A 24,798-nucleotide genomic window follows, 5' to 3' on the forward strand; every position below is an offset into this window, starting at 1 on the left:
GTTTTCGACGACACAACGGGTGACCGTGTCACGCATGGGGCGGGGCGAATTTGATTCCCGCCGCTGTCGTGACGACAGCTGCAGATATTGCGGGAAAATGGCGTAGGCCATACACTTAAAGATACCGGCGCAGTCGGTCGGTTTTCGGGGATATCTTTATGTCGGATCGTGTGCTGAAGTAGCATGGAGTCGAAAACCATGGTACGTGAAGACGGTAAACGAAACTTTGCACTGCGCGAGTCGGGCGGCGACGAGTCGAGCGTCTTCTCGGGGAACACTCCCCGTCAGGCGGCCCTCAAGGCGGCCCGACGACTCGAGCCGGGCTCGAGTGAAGACGACGCGGAACGCGTAGAGCTGAGACTACGAGAGAAAGGGACGAGCAAAGTACACATCTACGACGGCTGGGCGTGGGAGGAGACGGCCCCCGACGACAAGCCCGACTGGATGCCCAACGAGATCACGGAGGCGAACGTCTCGAAGGAAGGGATCGAACACCTCGAAGAGTAACGTGCCGACGATCGTGTTTTCTCGTTCGCCGCCCCTCGAGTGTCGACTGTTCAATTTCTAAGCCTGTAGAAAATACGGTTATTGCTCCCGTCAGTAGCTGCATCTGTCACGTTCTGAAGGGTCAACAGAAGGGGTAATGTAATTCCCATTGCGTATTATTGTTAGGTCCGAGTAAGAAACACGTTTATATGGATTCGAGCAGCCAGAGTCGGTCGTAATATGGGGCCACTCGGTCACAGAATCAAGAGAGGAGAGGGTGTTTGCGGACCCCCTTTGGGAAGTATCTCTACGGGTGAACAGTCCGGGGATAACGACCGGACCGTCAGTACAACGCGAGAGACGGTGACCGGCGGTACGTCCGTTCGATCGATCGGCCGCCCGAGTGAGGGGCCAGGGAGCGAGAGACACGCATGATCGACCGCAAGTGGGTCAATCTGCTGCTCGCGACGGCGATGTTCAACCTCGGGTTCGTGATCTGGTTCTCGTTCGCCCCGTTCACGGGCGAGATCGCGAACGAGTACGGACTCTCGGTGGCCCAACTGGGACTCGTCTCGAGTGCGGCCGTCATCGCCGTCCCCCTCGGCCGAATTATTATCGGACCGCTCACCGACAGATTCGGCGCGCCGGTCACCGCCGGTTTCACGCTGGTGATCGTCGGCATCTTCTCGATCGTCAGCGCGTTCGCACCGAACTACGAGATCTTCACGGTCTCTCGAGTGATCGCCTCGCTGGCGGGGATCACCTTCGTCATCGGCATCCAGCACGTCGCCCAGTGGTTCGAAGCGGAGAACCTCGGCCTCGCTGAAGGGATCTTCGCCGGCGTCGGGAACGCCGGTGCGGGTCTGGGCGCGTACTTCACGCTCCCACGGATCTTCGGCGACGGCTACTCCGACGCGCTGTTCGCGTCGAACTGGCGCGCCGCGTTCTGTTATACTGGCGTCCTCGCCATCGTCCTCGGGATCGTCTACTTCGTCGTCGGTGACGCCGCGAAGACCGAGGAGCGACGCCAGGCGGCCAAACAGGGCGTCAGCCTCCAGCAGTGGCTCTACATCGCCACCCGCCACGGCGCGGTCGTGCTCTCGGCGGCGTACATCATGACCTTCGGTCTCGAGGTCGCGATGAACGGCTGGCTTGGAACCTACTACCGCGAAGGGTTCGGACAGGGCGACCTCGTCATCGCGGCGACGTTCGCGGCGACGTTCTCGATCGCGGCCGGGTTGCTCCGCCCGCTTGGCGGGTACATCAGCGACGTGATGGCCCGCAACGAGAAAGACATCCTCCCCTGGTTCGAGGGACGCTACCGCGAGCAGTGGACGTTCGCAACGATGGCGTTCGTCGTCCTCGCGCTGTTCGGGATGACCGCAGCCGGACTGACCGGCAACATCTACATCGCCGTCTTCGCCGGCTTCCTCGTCGGCGTGGGCTGTGCGTTCTCCGAGGGAGCAATCTTCGCGCAGGTGCCCGCGATGTTCCCGGACAACTCGGGCACCGTCGCCGGCATCGTCGGCGGTATCGGAACCGTCGGCGGCTCGGTCTACCCGCTGCTGTTCGCCGCGCCGTTCCTCCCGAACCTGCACATGGGCTATGCCGTCGTCGCGCTCACCATGATCCAGATCCTGGCGCTGACCGCCTGGGTGTTCCAGCCGGGGATCGCCGAGAACGCGACTGAAGACGGCTGGTTCGTCTCCGAGAACCCGGCCGCAACCTCGAGCACCGTGAACGCACCGAGCGACGACTGAGACTATCTGCTGTAAGTCAGTTCCGGTGGGGCCGTGACCCGTCTGACGGTCCCACCGGCAAATTGGTACAGCAAACCGTATGAGACCGGTGGCCGCCGCCTCAAGTGGATCTTCCGTCGCTGACTGATTTTCACGAGCTTTGGACAGTCTCCGTTCGGAGGATTACGCCCTTTAGCGCCCGCACTGTCGGCCACAGTATGCCGATTCGACCGCCGACGAAAGACGACCTCCGCGCATTCGGTGACTCGCTGTTTCTCGACCTCACCGACGAGGAACTCGAGTTCTTCGCCGAGATGGCCGAGCACCGAGCCGAGGCCTACGAGACGGTTCGCTCGTACGACCCCGTCTCGCGCCTCGGCGGGAGCGAGCGCCGCGAGCGCAGCGCCGGCGTTCGCGTCCCGGACGAGGAGAACCCGCACAACGCCTGGGTGAACCGCTGTTACGTGGCCGGTGATGACGGCGGCGAACTGGACGGGATGGACGTTGCGATCAAGGACAACGTCTGCGTCGCCGGCGTCGAACTGACCTGCGGCTCGCAGGTCGTCGAAGGCTACGTCCCCGACGTCGACGCGACGATCGTTACCCGACTGCTCGAGGCCGGCGCGGACATCACCGGCAAGGCGAACATGGACGATTTCGCCATGACGACGACGGGCCATAGCGCGTTCGGCACGATCACGAACCCCCACGACGACGACCACCTCGCGGGGGGCTCGAGCGGCGGGAGCGCCGTCGTCGTCGCGACCGGCGAGGCCGACGCAGCCATCGGCACGGACCAGGGTGGCAGCGTCCGGATTCCGGCCGCGCTCTGTGGCGTGGTGGGCCACAAGCCGACCTACGGACTGGTTCCCTATACCGGCTGCATCGGCCTCGCACACGCGATCGACCATCCGGGACCGATGGCGTCGGACGTCGAGACCGTCGCGCGAATTCTCTCGGTGATCGCGGGCAGCAACGAACGCGACCTGCGAGCCGCGAGCCCCGTTCCGGTCGAGCCCTACCACGAAAACCTGGACGGCGATGCGTCCGATCTCTCGATCGGCCTGCTCCAGGAAGGGTTCGACCAGCCGGACGCCGACGAGCGCGTGCTCGAGTGCGTTTACGGCGGCCTCGAGACACTCGAGGAACGCGGCGCAAGCCTCGAGGACGTCTCCGAGCCGATGCACCGCGACGCGGAGGACATCCACACCGTCTGTACGGCGGAGGGCCTGCTCGACGCGATGATCGGGGAGGGGCTCGGCCACGGCTGGAAGGCCTGGTACAACACCTCCTGGATCGAGTTCTTCGGCTCGGCGCGGCGGGTACAGGCCGACGACTTCCCCGCACCACTCAAACTCTCCCTGCTCGTTGGTGCCTACGCGAACGAAACGTACCATTCGCGGTACTACGCCGACGGGATGAACCTCGTCGTCGAATTGACCGAGCGCTACGACGCGTTACTCGAGGAACGCGACCTGCTGGCGATGCCGACGACGGTGCGGACCGCGCCCGAACACGAGTCCGAGTTGGATCAGTACGATCGGCTGCAAGAAGAGAAGGTCCCCGCCAACACGACCGCGTTCAACCGGACCGGCCATCCCGCGATCAGCGTTCCAGTCGGCGAGGTCGACGGACTACCAGTCGGGCTGATGCTGGTCGGGTCGCGGTTCGACGACGCGACGGTGCTCGACGCGGCGGAGAGCCTCGAGTCGGCGCTCGCGGGTAGATGATCGGACTCGTAGGGGCGTACTCGAGTCGGCGTTCGACCCCGTAGGGACGTGCTCGAGTCGGCGGAGACGCCCCGGAAAGGTCGGGTCGGCTACTCGCTCGAATCCGCGACCATCGACGCGAAGTTCTCGACGACGCGAGTCGCGTTCACATCCTCGAACCCGTGATCGTCGTCCGCCCAGTCGAAATCCGCCACGAGTCGGTCGCGCAGGTCGGCGGTGAACTCGGGGTGGAATTGGATCGTCCACAGCGGGGCCGTTCGGTGGCGCGTCGCGAACGCGTGGTAGTAGTCGGCCGAGGCGACGACCGCCATATCGTCGCCGACCTCGGTGACCACATCGCCGTGCGTGACGGGGACGACGGACGAGACGTCGTCGAAGAGCGGGTCGTCGGCGAGGTCAGCGTCGACGGGCCGCGCGGTCGTCCCGACGTGTTCGACGGTTCCACCGAGCGCCGCGTTGGCGATCTGGTGGCCGAAACAGACCCCGAGCGTTGGGAGCTCCCGGTCGATCAGTTCGCGGACGAGTCGCTGCTGGTCGGCGATCCACGGCCGCTCGTCGACCTCGTAGACCCCGGCCGTGCTCCCCGTGAGGACGACGCCGTCCGCACGCTCGAGGTCGGGGCGCTCGCCGGCGGGATAGTCGATCTCTCGGGTGCCAGGGGCGGCGCTCGAGACGAATCCCGCGAGCGCGTCGCAGTGGTACTCGGCGTCGGGATCGACCTCGTTGCGAACGACGACGATCGTCGGCGAATCCATTAACGAGCGTTGGATCCATCCGAAAATAGCAGTGTCGGTCGATCGGTGTCTCCGGGAATCCGTCCGAGACGAGAACCGGTCCGTCGAGTTGCTCGTTCGAGACCGGACACGCTTTAGAACCGGCTCACTCCTCGGGTTCCTCGATGAGCCGTGCGATATTCATGAACGTATCGAACTTCGGAGGCGCGCCCTGAATCTGGACGGTCCCCTGCTCTCGATCGTACTGGACGAAGTCGACCTCGGCTGCTCGCGGAAGGTGCGTGTGCGTCAGCTCGATCGCGATATCTTCGAACGCATCCGCCGACGGATCCGTCGGAGTCGGCTCGTCCTCCCACTCGTCGATCCGTTCGACGAGTTCGCTGATAGCCACTGGGCCGTCTCGCTGATCGAGATAGTACAACGCGTACCGTCGGCGCTTGTCCTCGAGTAAGTCGAACACGGTACCTAAGTTCACCATGCCCGAGAGTAGCACGGCGCGGATTTAGGTTCGCACGACCGTTTTTCACGGAGTTGCCACGTCAGAGACCGATTACGGCAGCGACATAGGATGTTACCGGAGTGAGGCGGGGGAGCAACATCGGCGGAGACGGACAGAGAGTCGACGCTCGAGACACCGGTTACGGATCGGTTTCGCTGAACGGAGCCCGGCCAGCGATTGCTCCCATCCAACCGATCGGCCGGTCGATCACACAGCCGTTCGACCGATTACGCCGGACTCGAGCCCGAGCGCCCGCCACCGATCAGTTTGAGCAGCCCCTGGGCGGCCAGACCGACGACCATCCACTTCCAGGCGAGGACGGCGACGCCGAGCAGCAAGATCGCCCGAAGTCGCTTCCCGTTACTGAACGACTTCTTCGCCTCCGAGAGCACCGAAACGACCGTCAGTGACCGCGTCGCGGTCGAGCCGAGGAGTTTCTTGAGTACCATACCTGTCCTTGGGGATCCGACTGGATAACGAGCGCCCCGGAGCGCGCAAGCGTCGAGCGGTCGAATCGAGAACAGCCGGAGAGCGGCTTATTCCGGATCGAAGCCACCGACGAGGTACTCGAGTGCGAACAGTGCGATCGCACCGAGAGCCGCCCAGCCGAAGGTCAGCGCGATCGTCTCGGTCGTCCACGCGTGCGTCTCGCCGATGTTGTGCAAGGGAGCCGGAACTGACCCGGCGATGAGACTCACCAGGAAGACGAGCGTCAGGTCCCGCTGGCGGGCCAGCGCGGCGCGGACGACGCGAGCAATCGTAACGAGTCCGACGAGGCCGCCGGCGACGAACAGTGCGACGGTCGCTCCGGGATCGACGACGGCCGCGAGCGATCCGCCACCGGCGAGATCAGCGAGCGCACCGACGAACGCGCTCAGTTCCGAGGAGAGGAAGACGTACTGCCCGAGCAGGATCAGGATCAGCGAGCCGGAGATTCCCGGCAGGATCATCGCGCTAATGGCGATTGCGCCGGCGACGAAGATCACGGTTCGGCCGCCGCCGGGAAGCTGGACGATATCGGCCGAGACCAACAGCGCGAGCGTCGCCCCTGCTACCGCCGTGACGACGTGTCTCGACGAGGCGAACTCGAGGCTCCGGCCGAGCGCGATCGCCGAGGCGGCGATCAGCCCGGTAAAGAACCCGAAGAGAGCGACCGGGTGGGAGTCCGCGAGCGACGAGACGGCCCCGGCGATGAGCACGACCGCAGTGACCATCCCGATACCCAGCGGGATCAGGAACTGAAGATCCATCTCGACGAGAGCTTCCCGCGCTCGAGGCCGCCGGTCGGACCGATATCCACCGAGGACAGCGACGGCTCGGCGGGGCGTGAGCGCAGTGACGGCGGCTATCAGCCGGCCGTAGAAGCCGAGCAGGAGCGCGACGGTGCCGCCGGAAACACCCGGTAACGCGTCCGCTGTCCCCATACAAAGCCCGTAGCCGTAGATCCGGAGCAGTTCGAGGCGGTCGAGGGAGAGATCGGTTCGGTCGTATTCCATAGATTCACTCGTGGCGTCCCGGACTCAAGTTCAGTGACGACTTCGCTGGTGGCCACCGATCCGAGCCTGTTCGACCGGGCCGCCGGTTCGTCTGCATACGTAGTCGGTCGCCACCCGCCCGTATAAAAGTGCAACGACACCATCAGCCGCTGTGATGGCTACGAGAAATCGTTTCAGTTGTTCCTCTCGGTAGCGACTCCCACAGACGACGTCGAGTGCCAGAGATCGTGCGCCAAGCAATAGTAGCCACTGCAAGTCAGTGCACACCTGCTCGCCAGACGGTTCGGCGATCAGTGTGTGAATCGTTGCAGTTGTTACTATACCATGTCGAGTCTCGACCACCGGGCGGGAACTTTTTCTCGCTTCGGTTTGATACGCTGCTCACGAAGCTATGGACCTCGAGTCGATCCCGGGCGTAGGCGAAAAGACGGCTCGGGCGCTGGACGCGCTCGAGGAACCCGAGCGCGCGCTACGGAGCGGCGACGTCGCGACAATCGCGACCGCGCCGGGGATCACCCAGGGTCGGGCCGCACGCATCGCGCGCGGCGCGATCCGGCAGGAACACGACGATCCCGGCGGTTTCCTCGCGACCGATCGCGCGCGTGAGGTCTACCGGGACGTTCTCGCCCTGTTACAGGCACGAACCGTCACCGACTACGCCGCCCAGCGACTCGAGACGATCTATCCCAGTCCGCGCTGGTCCCGTATCGAGGAGGTACAGGCGTTTGCAAGCGACGCTATCGAGCGCGACTACGACGACGACGTGCTCGAGGCTCTCGACGGCGTCGAACCGCTCCGACAATCCGGCGATGTTCGGGTCCGCGAGCGCTGTCTGGCGACGACCGACGCCGAGCGTTACTCAGAGGCGCGAGAGGCGATTCCGGAGCTCTCCGTCGAGATCGTCGAGGACGCACAGGGGCTGGCCGAACTCGCGCGGGGCTACTCGACGGTATTCGCGCTCGACGAGTCCTTCGCCGGCGTCACCGTCGAGGGCGACGTACAGGTTCGGCCGGACGCCCTCGAGAATCCCGCGGAGGTCGTCCCCGAGCGGCCGCTGTCCTTCTTCGCGCGCAACCGGGATCGACTGCAGGCCGCCGTCGAGGTCCATCAGGCGGCCGGCCTCGAGCCGGCCTGTGACCTCGAAGCCCTCGAGGACGGCCTAGCGCGACTCGACGAGGACGGCACCGTCGCGGGCGACGACGAACTCGATCGGCTGACGACCGCGGTCGACGACCTCGACACGGCAGCGAGCGCGGCCGAGAGCGTGGCCAACGACCACCTCAGACAGGCGATCCGCGAACAGGACATCACGATCGAGGGGGCCGATCTGCTCTCGCTGGTCGAACGTGGCGCCGGCGTCGACTCGCTGCTCTCGCGGGAGCTGGCGGACGAGTACGCCGCGGCCGTCGAGGCGGCTCGGGACCACCTCGTCGATGCGATCGATCTCGATCAGGGCGAGGCCGAGATCGCCCGTCGGGCGTACAGCGACGAACCGACGTTTCCGGTCGAGCGCGACGAGGCCGTCGTCTCGAGACTTCGCGAGGAGCTGACGGCCGCGAAGGAACGGCGCGCGGGTCGACTCAAGCGCGACCTCGCGGCCGATCTCGCCGACCAGCGCGAGGACGCCCGACAGCTGGTTCGGGACGCCCTCGAACTCGACGTCGAACTGGCGATCGCCCGATTCGCTCGGGAGTTCGAGTGTACGATGCCCGAGTTCGTTTCCGATGACACGCCCCACAGCGATTCCAACGACGCGGTCGGCTTCGCCATCGAGGGCGGCCGCTCGCCGCTGCTCGACGAACCGCTCGAGGCCATCGATCCCGTCGACTACGAGGTGTCGGGCGTGGCACTCCTTTCGGGCGTCAACAGCGGCGGGAAGACGTCGACGCTGGATCTGGTCGCGAGCGTCGTCGTGCTGGCGCACATGGGCCTGCCCGTTCCCGCCGAGCGGGTGCGACTACGGCGGTTCGACGACCTGCACTACCACGCGAAGACCCAGGGAACGCTCGACGCGGGCGCGTTCGAGTCGACAGTGCGAGAGTTCGCCGACCTCGCACAGGGCGGCGAGGGCTCGCTCGTGCTGGTCGACGAACTCGAGAGCATCACCGAACCCGGGGCGTCCGCGAAGATCATCGCGGGCATTCTCGAGGCGCTCTCCGACAACGGCGCGACCGCCGTGTTCGTCTCCCACCTGGCCGGCGAGATCCGCGAGATGGCCGACTTCGCGGTGACGATCGACGGGATCGAAGCCGTAGGACTCGTGGACGGCGAACTCGAAGTGAACCGATCCCCGGTCAAAGACCACCTCGCGCGGTCGACGCCGGAGCTGATCGTCGAGAAGCTGGCGAACGAAGCCGGCGAGCCGGTGGCGGCCAACGGCGGGGAGCCGCCGGCCGGCGAAGCCGAGCCCGTCTTCTACGATCGGCTGCTCGAGAAGTTCGACTGAGTCGGAGGAGCCGGCGAGCGGCGACCGAGGCCGGTCGACGATTGCCGACTCGAGATCCCTTTTGAAACCTGCGCTCGTGGACCGAGCTATGGATCTCGCGATCACGAACACGCTCGCGTTCACGTTGGCGGACGATCGGCTCGGCATCCTCGAGGACGCGACGATCGCCGTCGACAGCGGCGAGATCGCCTTCGTCGGCCCCTCGAGCGAGTTCGACGGTAACGCCGACCGAACGATCGACGGCTCGGGTCGGGTGACGATGCCCGGGCTGGTGAACTGCCACGCACACACCGACCTCACCCTCCTCCGCGGCGGCGCCCAAGACGTCCCCGAAATCGAGTGGATGAACCGCTCTCTCGGGCCGCTCGCGGAAGCGATGACCGCCGAGGACCGGGTTGCCGGCGCTCGTTTGGGGGTCCTCGAGGCCCTCCGATCGGGGGTGACGACCGTCGGCGAGTACGCGACGGATGTCGTCGAACTCGTCGAGAACGTCTACGAGCCGATGGGCGTCCGCGTCGTCGCCGCCGAGACGATCAACGCGGTGGACGACGACGCGACTGATCTCGGCCCCGACGAGCCGTATCCGCTCGAGGAGGAACGGGGGCGGGCCGCGCTCGAGCGAACCGAGGAACTGTTCGACCGGTACGCGGACCACGAGCAGGTTTCGTGTCTGTACGGTCCGCAGGCGCTGGATATGGTTCCACCGGCGCTCCTCGAGGAGATCCGCGACCGGGCCGCGAAACGGGATCGCGGAATCCACATGCACGTCGCACAGGGCGAGCGCGAACGACGCCAGATCGAGGCGCGCTACGGCGCCGGCGAGACGACCGTGAGCGTCCTCGAGGATCTCGGACTCGTTTCCGAGCGGTTGCTGGCAGCCCACCTCCACGGCGCGACGCCCGGCGAGCGCGAGCGACTCGCCGCGGCGGGGGTCAGGATGGTCGCGAACCCGAGTTCGATCGCGGCCATCGACGGCGTCACGCCGCCAATCGTCGAGTACCGCGAACACGACGGCGTCGCCGGTGTCGGCACCGATCAGGCCCCGGGGCCGGGCGGCCACGACTTCCTCCGGGAGCTTCGGACGACGGCGCTGCTCGCGAAGACCGAGCGCGGAGATCCGACGGGGTTTCCGGCCTGGGCAGCCCTTCGCGTCGCGACGATCGAGGGAGCCCGCGCGCTCGGCGTCGACGACCGAGTCGGTTCGCTCGAGGCGGGCAAACGAGCCGATCTCGTCGTCTGCGATCTCGACCACCCCTCGACGGCGCCGACCGTCTCGCGGCCGCTGCACACCGCGGTGCCGAACCTCGTCTACGGCGCGAACGCCGGCATCGTCGAGTCGGTCGTCGTGGACGGCGACCTCGTCCTCGAGGATGGTGAGGTCGTTACTGTCGACGAGGACACGATTCTCGAGGCCGCGAACGACCGCGCGGCAGCCGTCTTCGATCGAGCAGCGGACGCGTGGCGAGACGCCGATTCGGCGCTCGTCGATCGTGTCGAGACAGGCTGGCTCTGAGGGGAACGCACTCGCAGTCGCGGACCGCAAATCGCTCGAGGCGGTCTGTACTATGCAAGTGTAATAGCTACCCACGTCCACGGTTGATGCTATGGTATGCCCTATCAATTCGTCTGTTCGGAGGGGAGCTGTCAGTTCATGATTCGTTCGAGCAGCGGCGACGAGGTAGAACGGCTCGTCCGGGCGCACGTGCGGATGACCCACGGCGGCCGAATCGATTCGGCGGACCTCGAGCGCGGCATGGAACGGATCGAACTGGCCTGAGTCGGATCGATCTGTACGAGGACTGTGGTATCGCCGATCGAAATCGAGGACGACGAGCGAAGCGACGGTGGCCGGATCGAACCGGCCGGAGCGACAGGCTACGAAGTTCGAGTGTACCGGTTTGGTTGTAGACAAGCGTCCTTCGGATTTGTGGCGTGATAGCTCGGAACGAGCGAGTACTCCGGCAGTACGCCACACGCGTCCAGCACACCCTAACGCGGCGCTTTCGGTTCGCTGCGAAGAACTAAGTAGCTACGAGAGCGTGGTGAAAGTGATGGTGGATGACCCCGACGGGGGGATGTTGTCGTGGGACGAGTCCGTGTTCAAGAACGAACACGTCTTCGAAATCGACTACGTTCCCGAGACGTTCAAGCACCGCGAGGGCCAGACCCAGAGCCTGACGTACGCGTTACGTCCGGCAGTGCGAGGGTCGCGACCGCTGAACGTCGTGGTCCGCGGACCGCCCGGAACTGGCAAGACCACGTCCATTCAGAAACTGTTCGACGAGGTCGGCGCTCAGACCAGCGACGTCCGGACGATTCGCGTCAACTGCCAGGTCAACGCGACGCGCTACTCGGTGTTCTCGAGGCTGTTCGAGGGTACCTTCGACTACGAACCGCCCTCCTCGGGAATCTCCTTCAAGAAGCTGTTCGGCCAAATCGCCGAGAAACTCGTCGAGGAGGACAAGGTACTCGTCGTCGCCTTAGACGATATCAACTACCTTTTCTACGAGAACGAGGCCTCGGACACGCTGTACTCGCTGCTCCGTGCTCACGAGGAGTACCCCGGTGCAAAGATCGGCGTCGTCGTCGTCTCTTCCGACCCCGCACTGAACGTCATCGACGAACTCGACTCGAGAGTCCAGAGCGTTTTCCGACCCGAGGACGTCTACTTCCCGGTCTACGACCAGCCCGAGATCGTCGATATCCTCTCCGAACGCGTCACACGCGGCTTCCACGACGGCGTCATCTCGAGAGAGACGCTGGAACACGTCGCCGACCTCACCGCCGATAGCGGCGATCTCCGGGTCGGCATCGACCTGCTCCGACGGGCCGGCCTGAACGCCGAAATGCGCGCCAGTCGCACCGTCGAGATGGAAGACGTCGAGAACGCCTACGAGAAGTCCAAGTATATCAACCTCTCCCGGAGCCTCTCGGGGCTCACCGACACCGAACGGGCCTTGCTCGAGGTGATCGCCCACAACGACGGCGATCAGGCCGGCGACGTCTACGAGGCGTTCCGCGACCGAACCGATCTCGGCTACACGCGCTACTCGGAGATCGTCAACAAACTCGACCAGCTCGGGCTGATCGACGCCGACTACGCGGAGGTCGACGGCCGCGGTCGCTCGCGATCGCTCTCGTTGTCCTACGAGAAAGACGCGGTGCTCGACCGACTCGAGTGAGCCGCCGTTTCTAGACGCCCCAGATGAGAACGATACCGATCGTCGTCACGACCGCCAGCAGGAGCTGTAGCGGTCCGCCGACTTTGACAAAGTCGGTGAATTTGTACCCGCCCGGTCCGTAGACCATCAGATTCGTCTGATAGCCGACCGGCGTCATGAACGAGGTCGCGGAGGCGAACATCACCACCAGGAGAAACGAGAACGGCGTTGCGCCCAGGCTCCCGGCCGCGTCGACCGCCACGGGGAGCATCAACACGACCGTCGCGACGGGGGTGATGACGTTCGCGAGGAGTCCCGTCACGATGGAGAACAGTAACAGGACTGCGACGAGCGGAAGGAATGCGGCGGTCGAAACCAGCGCGGTAGCGATGATCTGGGAGCCGCCGGTCGCTTCGAGGGCGGCACCGAGGGGAATCACCCCCGCGAGCAAGAACACGATGTTCCACGAGACGGCGTCGTACGCGTCGGTGGTCGACAGACACCCGGTGACGATCATGAGGAAGACGCCGGCGAACGCCGCGATGGCGATGGAAACGAGACCGAGCGCGGCGGTGGCGACCACGCCGGCCATGATCCCGAGCGCGAGCGGCGTCTTCGGCGACAACGGCGCGACGTCGTCGGCCCCCTCCTCGAGCAGTCGGTCGACGGCGTCCTCGTCGACGACGACGAGATCGCCGGTTTCGGTCGTGTGTTCGATCGTTCCGGGAACCGTCTGGACCAGGAGAAGGTCGCCGGCCCGAAGTCGGACCTCGCCGAGATCGGTCCGGAGCAACTCGCCCTCGCGACGGATCGCCAGCACGGTCGTCCGGTAGAACTCGCGGAGACGCGTCTCGGAGAGTCTCTTCCCGACGAACGACGACTTCGGTGGAACGATCGCTTTGGCGAGCACTCCCTCACCTCCGGACTCGTCGAACGTCTCCTCGGTGACCGGCTTCCGGGGGAGTTGGTGGACGCCCTGGTTCCCGGCGAAACGGTTGACCGCCTGCAGCGTGCCATGGACCGCGAGCACGTCGCCCTCCCGGATTCGCCGGTCCGTTTCGATCGCGACGAACGCCTCGTCGCTCCGGTGAGGTCGCTCGACGGAAGCGTCGGTTTCGGCTCGCACTTCGACGCTTCCGTCATGAGCGTGTTGCTGGTCGCGCGCCGTTTCACCGAGGGGCGCGGTGTCGTCCCTCGGCACCGCGCCGTCACCGTCGTACTGGAGCACGCGCTCGCCTGCTTCGGGCCCCGCGTCGCGGTCGCCGTTTCGACGGACCTGTAGAATGCGAACGTCCGCTTCGGTTCGCTCCTCGAGTTCGTCGACCCTGAGCCCGACCGGTTCCGAATCCGCACCGACGCGGACGTGAGCGAGGTGGTCCTCGAGGTCGAACTCTTCGACGAGATCCGCGTCGACGGGGATCCGTGCGGGCGTCAGCCACCGGCCGACAGTCATGAGGTAGCCGAGGCCGACGGCCAGAATCACGATGCCGAGGAGGGTGAATTCGAACATGCCGATGGGACCTCGTCCGAGCAGGTCGACGGCGAACTCGCTGGCGAGCAGGTTCGTCGACGTGCCGACGAGCGTCAGGGTGCCGCCGAGAATCGCCGCGTACGAGAGTGGCAACAGCAGCTTCGACGGAGAGACGCCGGTCTTCTCGGCGAGATCCGAGATCATCGGGATGAAAATCGCGACCACCGGCGTGTTGTTGATGAACCCCGCGATCGGCCCCGTCGTCGCGATCGTCGCCGCCAGCGCGCGCGTTTCGTCCCCGTTCGTAAACGCCGCGAGCGAGAGTCCGAGCCGCTGGACGACCCCCGTCCGCTGGATGCCCGCACTGAGCATATACATCGCGACAATCGTGACCGTCGCCGTGTTAGCAAAGCCCGAGATCGCCTCCCGGTGGCCGACGCCGGTCAACGGCTCGAGGACCGCCAGCGCGACGATGATCCCGATTGCCGTCACGTCGTTCGGGATGAGTTCCGACACGAACAGTACGAGCGCGACGGCGATGAGTCCGAATACCACCAGTGCACCTGCGGGGACGTCCGCACCGATCATCGTCCGCGCTCCGGCCGACGTCCGTCAGTCATCGCTCGTGTATGTCTGCTGGCGGTAAATCTATGTTTGGGTGTACAGGTGCTCGATTCGTAGGACTCCCGAGAGCAATGCTCAGATGCTCGCGGTGCCTTCGGTTCCGAGTTCGTCCTCAAATTCGAGGGCGTCGAGGGCTTCTTCGACGAGTCGACGCCGGAGGAAACGTCGCCAGTGAATCCGCTGTTGCAGTAGCATCGAGGAGAGGAACGGGCGTAGCGAACGCGACGGACTCGAGGCGAGACTCGAGCACATCGACGACGAGGACGAACGCAATGATCTGCGAGAGCGGCTCGAGGAACTCGATCTCGAGGCGGCGATTCCGGAGACGGGACCGGGCGCGCGGAGCTGATGCTGCCGCTCCCGTCGATTCAGTTGTGAAAAAGGAGACGAGGGTGTGTAGTCGAACGAGAGCGGGTCACTGATCCCGGATCAGCGCTGGGAACTTCTGAGGATCAGCGGCCCGATCGCGAGCGTCCGCTTCGCGGCGGTCGCGATCCGCAACACGTACGCGGTGAGGAGGAAAAACGGGATGAGCGTAATCGTAAAGCCGACCGCGACGATCCACAGCACGTTCTCGACACCAGCAGTCGTGCCGGGGGCCGTCGACGCGTCGACGAACGTGAACACCGATCCGGCGACCAGCAGCGCTGGCATCGCCACGTAGAGGATGAGCCGCGAAAGATCGATGAGTTCCCACTGGAAGTACAGCGTCTTGACGTGCTCGCGGGCCGGTCCGAACATGACGAGCGCCGTCCGGAGCTCGTCGATAGCGTCCCGGTGGTCGTCGTCCAGTGCGTCTTCGTAGTCGTCCTCTAAGCGCTCGAGTTGAAAGATCTTCCAGGAGTAGTTGTAGTCGAGGGCCGCGTTCAGCACCTCGAAGGTGCCGAACTGCGCGCCGTCGAGCTTTTCGCGAACGGTGTCGGCGTTGCCGGTTAGGCTCTCGGTGAATTCCTCGACCTCGTCGGCCAACTCTTGATCATCGACGCCATCGACCGATGCCTGAAACTGCTCCGCTCGCGAGTCGGTAGCGTTGATGAGATTTCGTAACAGAGCCGAGGGATCCGCCGGCGACGGCTTCCCGACGAGATCAGTGACGTGATCCCGGAAATCCATCGTCTCGCTCATTCGACGGTGTTGCTCCCCGAGGGGGCCGTTCTCCTCGGAGATGATGAGCTGGCTGATCGTGACGACCAGCGTGACGCCGGTGATGAGCGCCCCGATCATCGCCGAGAACAGCGTCTCGATGACGCCGCGCTCCTCGAGCAGTACCGAAAGCGGGGGCTCGAGCTGCGAGCCGACGCCGACGAAGAGGGCGAAGAAGACGACCGAGAGCACGACGGTCACGATCGTCCGGTTCGCACTGAGCAACAACCAGAGCTTGAGCCGACTCTCGTCGGCCCGCTCGCGCATAGTGTCCTGCGTACTGACCTTGTCACTCATCGGTAGCGCTCCCGGGTCGCTTGAAAACGAGGTACTTCGTCCCGCCGCCAGTGTACTCGATAGTCGACACCAGTTCCCAACCGTCGGCGCCCAACTCGTTCAACTCCTTCGAGGGGTCGACGGCCTCCTCCATCGTCGGCCCGCGCGGCGGTTCGATGACCATGTACTCCCACGACGAACCGGCTGCGTGACTCATGGGCGGATCCTCTACGGAGCGACGCAAAAGGGTCGTGCGGTGATACGCCGGGTCGAGGGGGCTTGGCGCCTCGAGCCGTCCGGCATCGAACGCGCTCGAGTCAGCTGCCGGCGGGTCGTCGACGACCGGTCAGGCCTGATCGATCGTCTCGCGGTAGTCTTCGGTCGTCTCGATGGCCGAGTCGACCTTGTCCTTCGTGTTCCCATCGGCTTGCTGGCTAACCTGTCGAAGCGTGTTGAGCCGCTCGTCGAGGATCGCATGATCGGGTGCCGTATCGCTCATCGTGTAGTCGGCGAAGGCCTCGGCCGTTTCGCGAATGTCGTCACGGACGTCGTCGTCTGCGGATTTGGCCGCTTCCTCGAGATCGTCGCGCGCCTGCTGGAGTTGTGCTGTCATATCCGGAGTCAGTACGAGACGACGCATAACGATTGGGCGAGCAATGGCCACGTCCGGCCGACGACAGCAAGAGGAATCGGCACCGTCGGTCGTGTCGAGGCGCTCGAGCACGGCAGACGGCGAGCAGTACGGTCTGCCTTCCACAGGAAAGGGTATCGTACGCTGTGACTGTCGGCGAGAAACCGCGCGAGTACCAGCCTTACTGACTGACGCCTTCTTTATCTCACCACACCACTCCTATATTGTCATGCGAGTATCACGAAGAACGGCACTGAAATCGATAGGCATTGCGGGGGGACTCGCGGCAGTTCCAACCACGGTGTACGCACGCGGCGAACACTCCGACGACGAACGGAAGCCAATGAACGACGAACCCGAAGAAAAGCCGCCGGCTCCCGGAGCTGCGGTCCGCGTCGCCCACTTCTCACCGGACGCACCAGCCGTCGACGTGCTCGTAGACGGGGATCAGGTGCTCTCGAATTTCGATTACGGCGAGGTGTCGCCGTACCTCGAGATCGAACCCGGAACCTACCAGGTCACGATCACCGCGGCCGGCGATCCGGGCACGGTGGTATTCGACGACCAAGTCGACGTCGGAGAGGCGTTCTACACCGTCGCAGCGATCGGCGAACTCGGCGCCGAGACGTTCCGGCCGGAGATCCTCGTCGACGCCGAGCCGCTGCCGGAGGACGCGGAGGCCGGCTCGGCGTTCGTCCGCGTCGCACACTTCTCGCCCGACGCGCCTGCGGTCGACATCTACGCCGACGACGCACCCCTCGTCGAGAACGTATCCTTCGGCGACGTCTCCGACTACCTCGCCGTCCCCGCCGGCGAGTACACCCTCTCGATTCGACCGGCGGGCGACCCCGAGACCGAAGTGGCGTCGTTCGACGTCGCGCTCGAGGCGGACAGGCCCTACACCGGCTACGCCATCGGCTACTTCGAGCCGCCGGCGGACGTGACGGACCGGGACTTTACCGTGGAACCGGCGATCGACGGGCCGATGGCTGCCGAAGAAGACGAACACTCGGCCGGCGAAGACGACTATGCGATGGACGACAAAGAGAAGCCGGCGGCCGACGAGAAAGCGAAGTCAACAGCCGACTAGACGTGTTAGCGACGGCTGACGAGTGGTGAGGTTCCGCGGCTCCCGCCGTGGACGTTCACGCTCCTGTTGCGACAGAGTCACGGATCGGTCGGCGTTCCGGCTCGGAGACGGTCGCGACCTGTTCCCGCGACGCATGCGAGCGCGTAAAGTGCCTCGAACCCCTGATGCCGACAATGAGTGAGACTCGAGGCCCCCTCCAGCCGGACCGTCCCGACGTGGACCGACCGTTCGAGGTCGACGCGCCCTTCGACCCCGCGGGCGACCAGCCCGAGGCGATCGAGCAGTTAGCCGCGGGCTATCAGTCGGGGATGGACAAACAGACCTTACTCGGGGTGACCGGCTCGGGGAAGACGAACACCGTCTCCTGGGTGATGGAGGAGGTCCAGAAGCCGACGCTCGTCATCGCCCACAACAAGACGTTGGCGGCCCAGCTGTACGAGGAGTTCCGGAACCTCTTCCCGGAGAACGCCGTCGAGTACTTCGTCTCCTACTACGACTACTACCAGCCCGAGGCCTACGTCGAGGCCAGCGACACCTACATCGACAAGGACGCCTCGATCAACGACGAGATCGACCGCCTGCGCCACTCCGCGACGCGCTCGCTCCTGACGCGCGAGGACGTGATCGTCGTCGCCTCGGTCTCCGCGATCTACGGCCTCGGTGACCCCCGGAACTACATCGACATGTCCCTGCGACTCGAGGTCGGCGAGGAAGTCGGCCGCGACGAGTTGCTCAAACGGCTGGTCGACCTGAACTACGAGCGCAACGACGTCGACTTCACGCAAGGCACCTTCCGCGTTCGGGGCGACACCGTCGAGATCTACCCGATGTACGGCCGCTACGCCGTTCGCGTCGAACTCTGGGGCGACGAGATCGATCGCATGGTCAAGGTCGACCCCCTCGAGGGCAAGACCCAGGGCGACCAGCAGGCCGTCCTGATCCACCCGGCGGAGCACTACTCGATTCCGGAGACGAAACTCGAGAACGCGATGGACGAGATTCGGGACGATCTGAACTCACGGATTTCGTACTTCGAGCGCAAGGGCGACATGATCTCGGCCCAACGCATCGACGAGCGGACGACGTTCGACCTCGAGATGATGCAGGAGACGGGCTACTGCTCGGGGATCGAGAACTACTCGCTGTACCTCTCGGATCGGGAATCGGGCGAGGCCCCCTACACCCTGCTCGACTACTTCCCGGACGACTTCCTGACCGTGGTCGATGAGTCCCACGTTACGCTGCCACAGGTCCGCGGCCAGTACGCCGGCGACAAGTCCCGAAAGGATTCGTTGGTCGAGAACGGCTTTCGCCTTCCCACGGCCTACGACAACCGGCCGCTCACCTTCGAGGAGTTCCAGAAGAAAACCGACCAGACGCTGTACGTCTCTGCCACGCCGGGCGACTACGAGCGCGAGGAGAGCGAGCAGATCGTCGAACAGATCGTTCGACCGACCCACCTCGTCGATCCGGCGATCGAAATCGCAGACGCCACCGGACAGGTCGACGACCTCATGGACCGCATCGACGGCCGCATCGAACGCGACGAGCGAACGCTCGTGACGACGCTCACGAAACGAATGGCCGAGGATCTGACCGAGTATCTCGAGGAGTCCGGCGTCGACGTCGCCTACATGCACGACGAGACGGACACCTTAGAGCGCCATGAGATCATCCGATCGCTCCGACTGGGCGAGATCGACGTGCTCGTCGGGATCAACCTCCTTCGGGAAGGCCTGGACATCCCCGAGGTGAGCCTCGTGGCGATCCTCGACGCCGACCAGGAGGGGTTCCTCCGGAGCGAAACCACGCTCGTCCAGACGATGGGTCGTGCGGCCCGGAACGTCAACGGCGAGGTCGTCCTCTACGCCGACGAGCCCTCGAACGCGATGGAGTCCGCCATCGAGGAGACCCAACGCCGCCGCGAGATTCAGCGCGAGTACAATGAGGAACACGGCCTCGAGCCGACGACCATCGAGAAGGACGTCGGCGAGGCAAACTTACCCGGGAGCAAGACGGACACCTCGAGCGTCTCCGGCAAGGACCTCGCGGACGAAAACGAAGCCGCCCGTTACATCGAGGAACTCGAGGACCGGATGGAGGAGGCCGCGGGCAACCTCGAGTTCGAACTGGCGGCCGACATTCGAGATCGAATTCGAGAGGTCCGCGAGGAGTTCGAACTCGAGGGCGGCGACGAGGGAATCGCACCGCCGTCCGAGGAGTTCTGAGCGCGGAACCGAGCGATCGTCGCGTCCCGTCAGTTGTCGATCACATTCACCGTACTTATTATTCATTGCTGAGCTGTAGGGATCATGAACCACTCGAGACGTCGAGTTCTCCTGACGGGTGCTGCGGCGACGGTGACCGCCAGCGCCGGCTGTACGAGTCTGCTGGACGGCGAGAACGGGGGAACGGCGGACGATGGAAACGGTGGCGAGGGTGACAGTGACGAGGACGAAACGAGCGCCGGTGAAGACGATCCGGAAATCGCGGCCGGCGATTGGCCGTCCTTCCAGCGAACGGCGGCAAACGACGGCTACACGCCGTCGACAGCACCGACAGCGGAGCCGTCCGAACGGTGGTCGACGACGCTGTCGGGGAGCATCAGCGAGCAGGTCGCGGTCGTCGACGGCACCGTCTACGTCGCGACCGACGCCGGAACCGTCCACGCGCTCGATGCGGCCGACGGCGACGAGCGGTGGTCCGAGTCGCTCGAGGGCGGCCGGTCGCAGTCTCCGTGCGTAGTCGACGGCCTGATCGTCGTCGGCACCGAGGAGGACGAACTCGTCGCGCTGGACGCAGCCGACGGCGAGCGCGAGTGGACGACTGAACTGGCCGGTCCGGTCGCGGGGCCAACCGCGGCCGATGGAACCGTCTACGTCGGCACGAGCGACGAGCCGGTCGCCTACGCCATCGACGCCGCCGACGGCGACGAGCAGTGGTCGGCGGAGTTGTCTCTGGACGCCGTCGACTATCCTGCCGTCGCCGACGACGCCGTCTACGTCGGCGTCGAGGAAGGACTGGACGGGCGGCTCCACGCGCTCGATCGGATCGACGGTTCGGAGGCCTGGCTCCACGAAGGCGCCCGCATGCAGTCGCCGACGCTGGTCAAGGATGATATCGTCGCACCCTCGCTCACGGTGGAGCTTCTCACCCCCGACGGCGTCTCGCACGGAGGGTTCGGGTTCGCGGGCCACGTCATCTGGTCGCCGGCGGCGACGAGCAAAGCGGTGTTCGCGGGCTCGACCGGCGGTCGATTCGCGGCCTTCGAACGGGCCGACACCGGAACGGACTGGAACGTCGAAGTCGGTCGGCGGCCGATATCGGCCCCCGCGGTCACCGACGATGCAGTCTACCTGACCGCCGGCGAGCCGAAACTGGTGGCGCTCGCCGTCGGAACCGGCGATCGGCTGTGGGCTCGGTCGCTCGAGGGCGAGTTCGCGACCGGGCCGGCGGTAGCCGACGAGGCGGTCTTCGTCGGGACGGACGAGGGACGCCTCGTCGCGTTCGAGTGACTCGCAGCCGACGCGGGACTCACAGAGACAGCGTGTAGACCGCTTCGTCGTACTGTTCGCCCTCGATCGTGACCTCGCCGGTGTCGGTCCGTTCGAAGCCCAGCCCCTCGTAGAACCGGCGACTGGCGTCGTTGAACGCGAAGTCGAACGAGCGGACGCGGTCGACGTCGTACATCTCGAGTCGCTCGAGCAGGGATTCGTGTAGTTTAGTCCCAACCCCCTCACCCTGCGCGTCGGGCGAGACGTACATTCGGAGGATATCAGCCGTCTCGCCCTGGGCGACCGCGTGGGTGAAGCCGATAATCTCGCCGTCGCCGGACTGCGTCCGGCTCTCATCCGCGGACCTCTGCTCCGCGCTCTCATTCACGGACCGTTGCTCCGCGCGCTCGACGACGAAGACGACCGTCCCGGGAGCCTCGAGGGGCATCGAGTCGGTGGTGTACCAGTTGTCGACGACTCGGTCGATCAGCTCGGCCTCGAGTTCGTCGTACGTATCGTGCCACGTTTTGCGGGCGACGGCTTTGATATCCTCGAAATCCTCCGAGTTCGCTGGACGAATGTTCATGGTCTTCCTTGACAATACTGGCATAAAGTGACTTCGGCTGGCGATGCAGCCGAAAGTCGGCGTCCCGACCGCAAAATCAGAGACTGGCCGGGGCGATACCGGTCCCCACAATCGGCTACTCGCGAACGTCGAACCCGCGATCGCGAAGCAGATCGGGAACACGGTCTCGGTGGTCACCCTGCAGTTCGATTCGTCCGTCGTCGACCGTCCCGCCCGTCCCCATCGAACTCTTCAGATCCGAGGCGATCGATTTGATCTCGTCCGACTCGAGATCGAACCCCTCGACGATCGTCACCGGTTTGTCGTACCGACGGCTTTCCGTCCGGATCGAGAGCATCTGCTGGGAGGTCTCGAGATCGCCCTGACTGTCGAGTTCGTCAAGCAGGTCGTCGAGGTCGTCGTTTGCCATAGAATGTCATAGGACGCTACGAGGGATAGCCCTGTCCCTGCTGTCGCAACGGATTGGGTCGAGGTGGCGACGCGAGCAGCGGACGTCCCGTTTATAGCCTCGTTTTGAGCGTCTCGGCCGTCTTCTCGCCGACGCCGGAGACGCTCTCTAAATCCTCGAGGCTCGCCTCCCGGACGTTCTCGACGCTCCCGAACCGACCCAGCAACCGCTTTCTGGTTTCGGGGCCGATGCCCGGCACGTCGTCTAACACCGTCTTCACCTCGTCGCGAACGGTCTGGTGGTACTGCACCGCAAAGCGGTGGGACTCGTCGCGCACCCGCTGGAGGAGATGCAAGTGCGGGGCGTCGCTGGGCCAGGCGAACTCCCGTTTCGGGGTAACCACACGCTCTTCGGCCTTCGCCAGCGCGATAGCGGGCACATCCCAGCCGACCTCGCTCAGCGCGTCGCGTGCGGCCTCGAGTTGGCCCTCGCCCCCGTCGATCACCAGCAGATCGGGGTCCGGCCGATCGTCCCGGCCCTCGACGGCGCGGCTGGCGCGCCACTCGAGCAAGGCCCGCATGTTGTCGTAATCGTCGTTCTGATCGGTCAGCTTCTTCCGGCGGTAGTCCGCTTTTTCGGCGCTGCCGTCGACGAACGTGACGTTGCTCCCGACCGCCGCCTTCCCCTGGGCGTGGCTCACGTCGAAACCCTCGATCCGCCGGGCTGAGTCGATCTCGAGGGCGTCCGCGAGCATCCCGCACTCGTCGCGACCGCCGACGTTCCGTCGGGCGTTCTTCAACGCGAGTTCGACCAGTTTGGCCTCCCGCCCGGCCCCCGGTACGCGGACGGAGACGCCTTCGGTCTCGAGCCAGGCGGCGACCTCGTCGTCCCCGTGGCGTTCGGGCAGGAGCAGGGCGTCGGGCAGGTCGCGCTCGGCGTAGTACTGGACGATAAAGGCGGCGAGGACGGCGGGGACGCCGCCCGCGTCGGTATCGCTCGCCCCGACATCTGCACCCGGGGCCTCGAGCGTGTGCCGATCGCGGTCGACCAGTTTGCCGGTCTCGGCGCGCAGGCGGGCGACGGTCGCGTCCTCGCCCTCGATGGCGACCCCGAGCACGTCGACGGCACGTTCGTCGCTCCGTGCCTGGACCGCCTCGCCGCCCTCGCCGTGGAAGGCTTCGACGGTCTCGAGGCGATCTCGCATGTTGGCCGCGCGCTCGAAGTTCTGGTTCTGAGCAGCGTCTTCCATCTCCCGGCGCAGCGGATCCGCGAGGATGCCGGTCTCGCCCTCGAGGAAGCGCTCGACCGCGGTCACGTCCTCGGCGTAGCTCTCGAGGTCGATCTCGCGGGTGCAGGGCGCGGTACAGAGCCCCATTTCGTAGTCCAGACACGGCCGGTCGCGACCCGCGTACTTATGATCCGAACACCCGCGGATGCCGTAGGTCTCCCGCAGCGCTTTGACGACAGTCTCGACCTGCCCCTTGTTCGTGTACGGGCCGAACACCGTCGCGGACTCGTCGGGGTCGCGCGTGATCTCGATCCCGGGGGCCTCGTGGCGCGTCAGCTGCACCATCGGGTACGACTTGTCGTCCTTGAGCCGAACGTTGTACCGCGGCTGGTGGCGCTTGATCAGGTTAGCCTCGAGGAGCAGCGCCTGCGTCTCGGTGTCGATGACGGCGATCTCGATCTCGTCGGCGCGGTCGACCATCCGGCGAATCCGTGCGCTTCGCGGATCCGCGTAGGATCGGACGCGACTTCGGAGATCGACCGCCTTCCCGACGTAGAGCGTGGTTCCCTCGAGCCGAAACTGGTAGACGCCGGGCTCTCGCGGTAACGATCCCGCTCGGTCGCGAACCCCCTCGGCGTTCATCGGCGGCCCTAGAACCTCGGTGGCTTTCAGCCTGACTCCTCGAGGTTGTTCGTCGGGTCACCAGCCGTCCGGTCTGCGGGCGCGTCCGTATCCCTCGTATCGACATCCGCCCCATCGGCCGGTTCGTTCGCACCCTCCGTATCGGCATCCGTTTGTCCCGCGGACACGTCCGCGTCTTCGGTGTCGATATCAGTCTCGTCGGCTGGTGCGGTCGCTCCCTCCTGCTCTCCAGCCGTCTCACCCGCCGCGTCCGCGTCGGCCTCCACGACGGCGTCGCTATCCACGGGCCCCGGACCTGGCGCGATCGCCTCCTGTAGAACGATCTCTCGATCGGCCTCGAGGTCGTCGTCGCTGACCGGAACCGAGATATCGTCGTCGCCGCTCACCCGGAGGATGAGCCGGCGCGAGCGCGACCGAACGTACTGGACGAAGAACGCAACCGCGATCAGCAACAGCAAGAGTCCGATCGCGAGAACGGTTAGATCGAACACCGTGAGGAGGGTTTCGACGGTCTCGAGCGCGCTGCCGCCGATCCCCGTCGCGTCTTCGACGTCGAAACCGTCGGCGAGACTGGCGAGGTCGTAGGTCATCGCCAGGAGCAACACGCCCAGCGCGAGAAACAGGACGATCGTTCCCCAGACGAGCGGGACCAGCGAATCCTCGGTCTCGACGGAGACCCGGGCGACGTTCGGCCGCTCGACGGTCCAGTAGTTCGGTCCGTCGCCGCCCTCCGTGAACACGAGGACACGGTCGTTCGTGACTACGAACGTCGCCCCCTCGAGGTCGACGCGTCGCTTCACGCGTTCGCCGTCGTACAGCAACTCGTCGACGTGCTCGCTCCAAACTCCGAGCATTCCGGTTCGTGGTTTCACACCGTCCGGCAAGTAGCTCGCGGCGTCTCGCGCGAATCGAGAACTCGACGTGGTACCATTCA

23 protein-coding genes are annotated in these 24,798 nt (G+C 65.2%); 10 read left to right on the forward strand and 13 right to left on the reverse strand.

The window, feature by feature from the left end; all coding sequences use genetic code 11:
- The first annotated feature begins 198 nt into the window (after positions 1 to 198).
- From NATTI_RS0107105 to NATTI_RS0107115, 3 genes are all read left to right on the forward strand, one after another.
- Positions 199 to 507, forward strand: a complete 309-nt coding sequence (locus NATTI_RS0107105) for a non-histone chromosomal MC1 family protein (RefSeq protein WP_006088701.1) — start codon at positions 199 to 201, stop codon at positions 505 to 507.
- Between the two features lie 410 nt (positions 508 to 917).
- A complete protein-coding gene (locus NATTI_RS0107110; protein ID WP_006088702.1) occupies positions 918 to 2,246 on the forward strand; it encodes an MFS transporter in 1,329 nt (442 codons plus the stop codon).
- A 197-nt stretch (positions 2,247 to 2,443) separates the two neighbouring features.
- Positions 2,444 to 3,955, forward strand: a complete 1,512-nt coding sequence (locus NATTI_RS0107115; protein ID WP_006088703.1) for an amidase family protein — start codon at positions 2,444 to 2,446, stop codon at positions 3,953 to 3,955.
- An 89-nt stretch (positions 3,956 to 4,044) separates the two neighbouring features.
- On the opposite strand, the gene NATTI_RS0107120 is transcribed toward NATTI_RS0107115, so the two are convergent.
- The 4 genes from NATTI_RS0107120 to NATTI_RS0107135 all read right to left on the reverse strand — a co-directional run bounded on the left by NATTI_RS0107120 (position 4,045) and on the right by NATTI_RS0107135 (position 6,684).
- On the reverse strand, positions 4,045 to 4,710 hold the full coding sequence (locus NATTI_RS0107120; protein ID WP_006088704.1) for a type 1 glutamine amidotransferase: 666 nt from the start codon (positions 4,708 to 4,710) through the stop codon (positions 4,045 to 4,047).
- Positions 4,711 to 4,834: 124 nt separating this feature from the next.
- Complete coding sequence (locus NATTI_RS0107125; RefSeq protein WP_019991706.1) at positions 4,835 to 5,167, reverse strand: DUF7344 domain-containing protein; 333 nt, start codon at positions 5,165 to 5,167, stop codon at positions 4,835 to 4,837.
- Between the two features lie 248 nt (positions 5,168 to 5,415).
- The gene (locus NATTI_RS0107130; RefSeq protein ID WP_006088706.1) at positions 5,416 to 5,637 is read right to left on the reverse strand and encodes a hypothetical protein; all 222 of its coding nucleotides are present in this window, start codon (positions 5,635 to 5,637) and stop codon (positions 5,416 to 5,418) included.
- Positions 5,638 to 5,724: 87 nt separating this feature from the next.
- Positions 5,725 to 6,684, reverse strand: coding sequence for a DUF368 domain-containing protein (locus NATTI_RS0107135; RefSeq protein ID WP_006088707.1), 960 nt, complete (start codon positions 6,682 to 6,684; stop codon positions 5,725 to 5,727).
- A gap of 391 nt (positions 6,685 to 7,075) precedes the next feature.
- On the opposite strand from NATTI_RS0107135, the gene NATTI_RS0107140 reads away from it, so the two are divergent.
- The 4 genes from NATTI_RS0107140 to NATTI_RS0107160 all read left to right on the forward strand — a co-directional run bounded on the left by NATTI_RS0107140 (position 7,076) and on the right by NATTI_RS0107160 (position 12,312).
- Positions 7,076 to 9,130: a MutS-related protein gene (locus NATTI_RS0107140; RefSeq protein WP_019991707.1), complete on the forward strand. Its 2,055-nt coding sequence runs from the start codon at positions 7,076 to 7,078 to the stop codon at positions 9,128 to 9,130.
- 88 nt (positions 9,131 to 9,218) lie between these two features.
- A complete protein-coding gene (locus tag NATTI_RS0107145; RefSeq protein WP_019991708.1) occupies positions 9,219 to 10,643 on the forward strand; it encodes an amidohydrolase family protein in 1,425 nt (474 codons plus the stop codon).
- Between the two features lie 96 nt (positions 10,644 to 10,739).
- Positions 10,740 to 10,907: a DUF1059 domain-containing protein gene (locus NATTI_RS25260; RefSeq protein ID WP_006088711.1), complete on the forward strand. Its 168-nt coding sequence runs from the start codon at positions 10,740 to 10,742 to the stop codon at positions 10,905 to 10,907.
- 274 nt (positions 10,908 to 11,181) lie between these two features.
- Positions 11,182 to 12,312, forward strand: coding sequence for an ORC1-type DNA replication protein (locus tag NATTI_RS0107160; RefSeq protein WP_006088712.1), 1,131 nt, complete (start codon positions 11,182 to 11,184; stop codon positions 12,310 to 12,312).
- Between the two features lie 10 nt (positions 12,313 to 12,322).
- Here NATTI_RS0107160 and NATTI_RS0107165 read toward each other — a convergent pair whose 3' ends face one another.
- The 5 genes from NATTI_RS0107165 to NATTI_RS0107185 all read right to left on the reverse strand — a co-directional run bounded on the left by NATTI_RS0107165 (position 12,323) and on the right by NATTI_RS0107185 (position 16,418).
- On the reverse strand, positions 12,323 to 14,350 hold the full coding sequence (locus NATTI_RS0107165) for an SLC13 family permease (RefSeq protein WP_006088713.1): 2,028 nt from the start codon (positions 14,348 to 14,350) through the stop codon (positions 12,323 to 12,325).
- 111 nt (positions 14,351 to 14,461) lie between these two features.
- Positions 14,462 to 14,638: a hypothetical protein gene (locus NATTI_RS26035; RefSeq protein WP_154658240.1), complete on the reverse strand. Its 177-nt coding sequence runs from the start codon at positions 14,636 to 14,638 to the stop codon at positions 14,462 to 14,464.
- A gap of 177 nt (positions 14,639 to 14,815) precedes the next feature.
- Positions 14,816 to 15,826, reverse strand: a complete 1,011-nt coding sequence (locus NATTI_RS0107175) for a hypothetical protein (protein ID WP_006088714.1) — start codon at positions 15,824 to 15,826, stop codon at positions 14,816 to 14,818.
- Positions 15,819 to 16,022 carry a DUF4177 domain-containing protein gene (locus NATTI_RS0107180; RefSeq protein ID WP_006088715.1) on the reverse strand — a complete coding sequence of 68 codons (204 nt, stop codon included), beginning with the start codon at positions 16,020 to 16,022 and terminating at the stop codon, positions 15,819 to 15,821. Before NATTI_RS0107180 ends, NATTI_RS0107175 begins: the two co-directional genes overlap by 8 nt.
- 129 nt (positions 16,023 to 16,151) lie before the next feature.
- Positions 16,152 to 16,418 (reverse strand): DUF7553 family protein, encoded by a 267-nt coding sequence (locus NATTI_RS0107185; RefSeq protein ID WP_006088716.1) that lies wholly within the window; start codon positions 16,416 to 16,418, stop codon positions 16,152 to 16,154.
- Between the two features lie 247 nt (positions 16,419 to 16,665).
- On the opposite strand from NATTI_RS0107185, the gene NATTI_RS0107190 reads away from it, so the two are divergent.
- The 3 genes from NATTI_RS0107190 (at position 16,666) to NATTI_RS0107200 (ending at position 21,041) form a co-directional block, all read left to right on the forward strand.
- Positions 16,666 to 17,526, forward strand: coding sequence for a DUF4397 domain-containing protein (locus NATTI_RS0107190; RefSeq protein WP_027119088.1), 861 nt, complete (start codon positions 16,666 to 16,668; stop codon positions 17,524 to 17,526).
- Positions 17,527 to 17,699: 173 nt separating this feature from the next.
- Complete coding sequence (gene uvrB, locus NATTI_RS0107195; RefSeq protein ID WP_006088718.1) at positions 17,700 to 19,754, forward strand: excinuclease ABC subunit UvrB; 2,055 nt, start codon at positions 17,700 to 17,702, stop codon at positions 19,752 to 19,754.
- A gap of 84 nt (positions 19,755 to 19,838) precedes the next feature.
- On the forward strand, positions 19,839 to 21,041 hold the full coding sequence (locus tag NATTI_RS0107200) for an outer membrane protein assembly factor BamB family protein (RefSeq protein WP_006088719.1): 1,203 nt from the start codon (positions 19,839 to 19,841) through the stop codon (positions 21,039 to 21,041).
- Positions 21,042 to 21,060: 19 nt separating this feature from the next.
- Here NATTI_RS0107200 and NATTI_RS0107205 read toward each other — a convergent pair whose 3' ends face one another.
- From NATTI_RS0107205 to NATTI_RS0107220, 4 genes are all read right to left on the reverse strand, one after another.
- Positions 21,061 to 21,606 (reverse strand): GNAT family N-acetyltransferase, encoded by a 546-nt coding sequence (locus NATTI_RS0107205; RefSeq protein WP_006088720.1) that lies wholly within the window; start codon positions 21,604 to 21,606, stop codon positions 21,061 to 21,063.
- A 115-nt stretch (positions 21,607 to 21,721) separates the two neighbouring features.
- Positions 21,722 to 22,015, reverse strand: coding sequence for an SUI1 family translation initiation factor (locus NATTI_RS0107210; RefSeq protein WP_006088721.1), 294 nt, complete (start codon positions 22,013 to 22,015; stop codon positions 21,722 to 21,724).
- Positions 22,016 to 22,106: 91 nt separating this feature from the next.
- Complete coding sequence (locus NATTI_RS0107215; RefSeq protein ID WP_006088722.1) at positions 22,107 to 23,864, reverse strand: excinuclease ABC subunit C; 1,758 nt, start codon at positions 23,862 to 23,864, stop codon at positions 22,107 to 22,109.
- 26 nt (positions 23,865 to 23,890) lie between these two features.
- Positions 23,891 to 24,736, reverse strand: a complete 846-nt coding sequence (locus NATTI_RS0107220; protein ID WP_244879977.1) for a hypothetical protein — start codon at positions 24,734 to 24,736, stop codon at positions 23,891 to 23,893.
- Positions 24,737 to 24,798: the final 62 nt, after the last annotated feature.

Source organism: Natronorubrum tibetense GA33 (assembly GCF_000383975.1).
In the GTDB taxonomy this organism is placed as follows: Archaea; Halobacteriota; Halobacteria; order Halobacteriales; family Natrialbaceae; genus Natronorubrum; species Natronorubrum tibetense.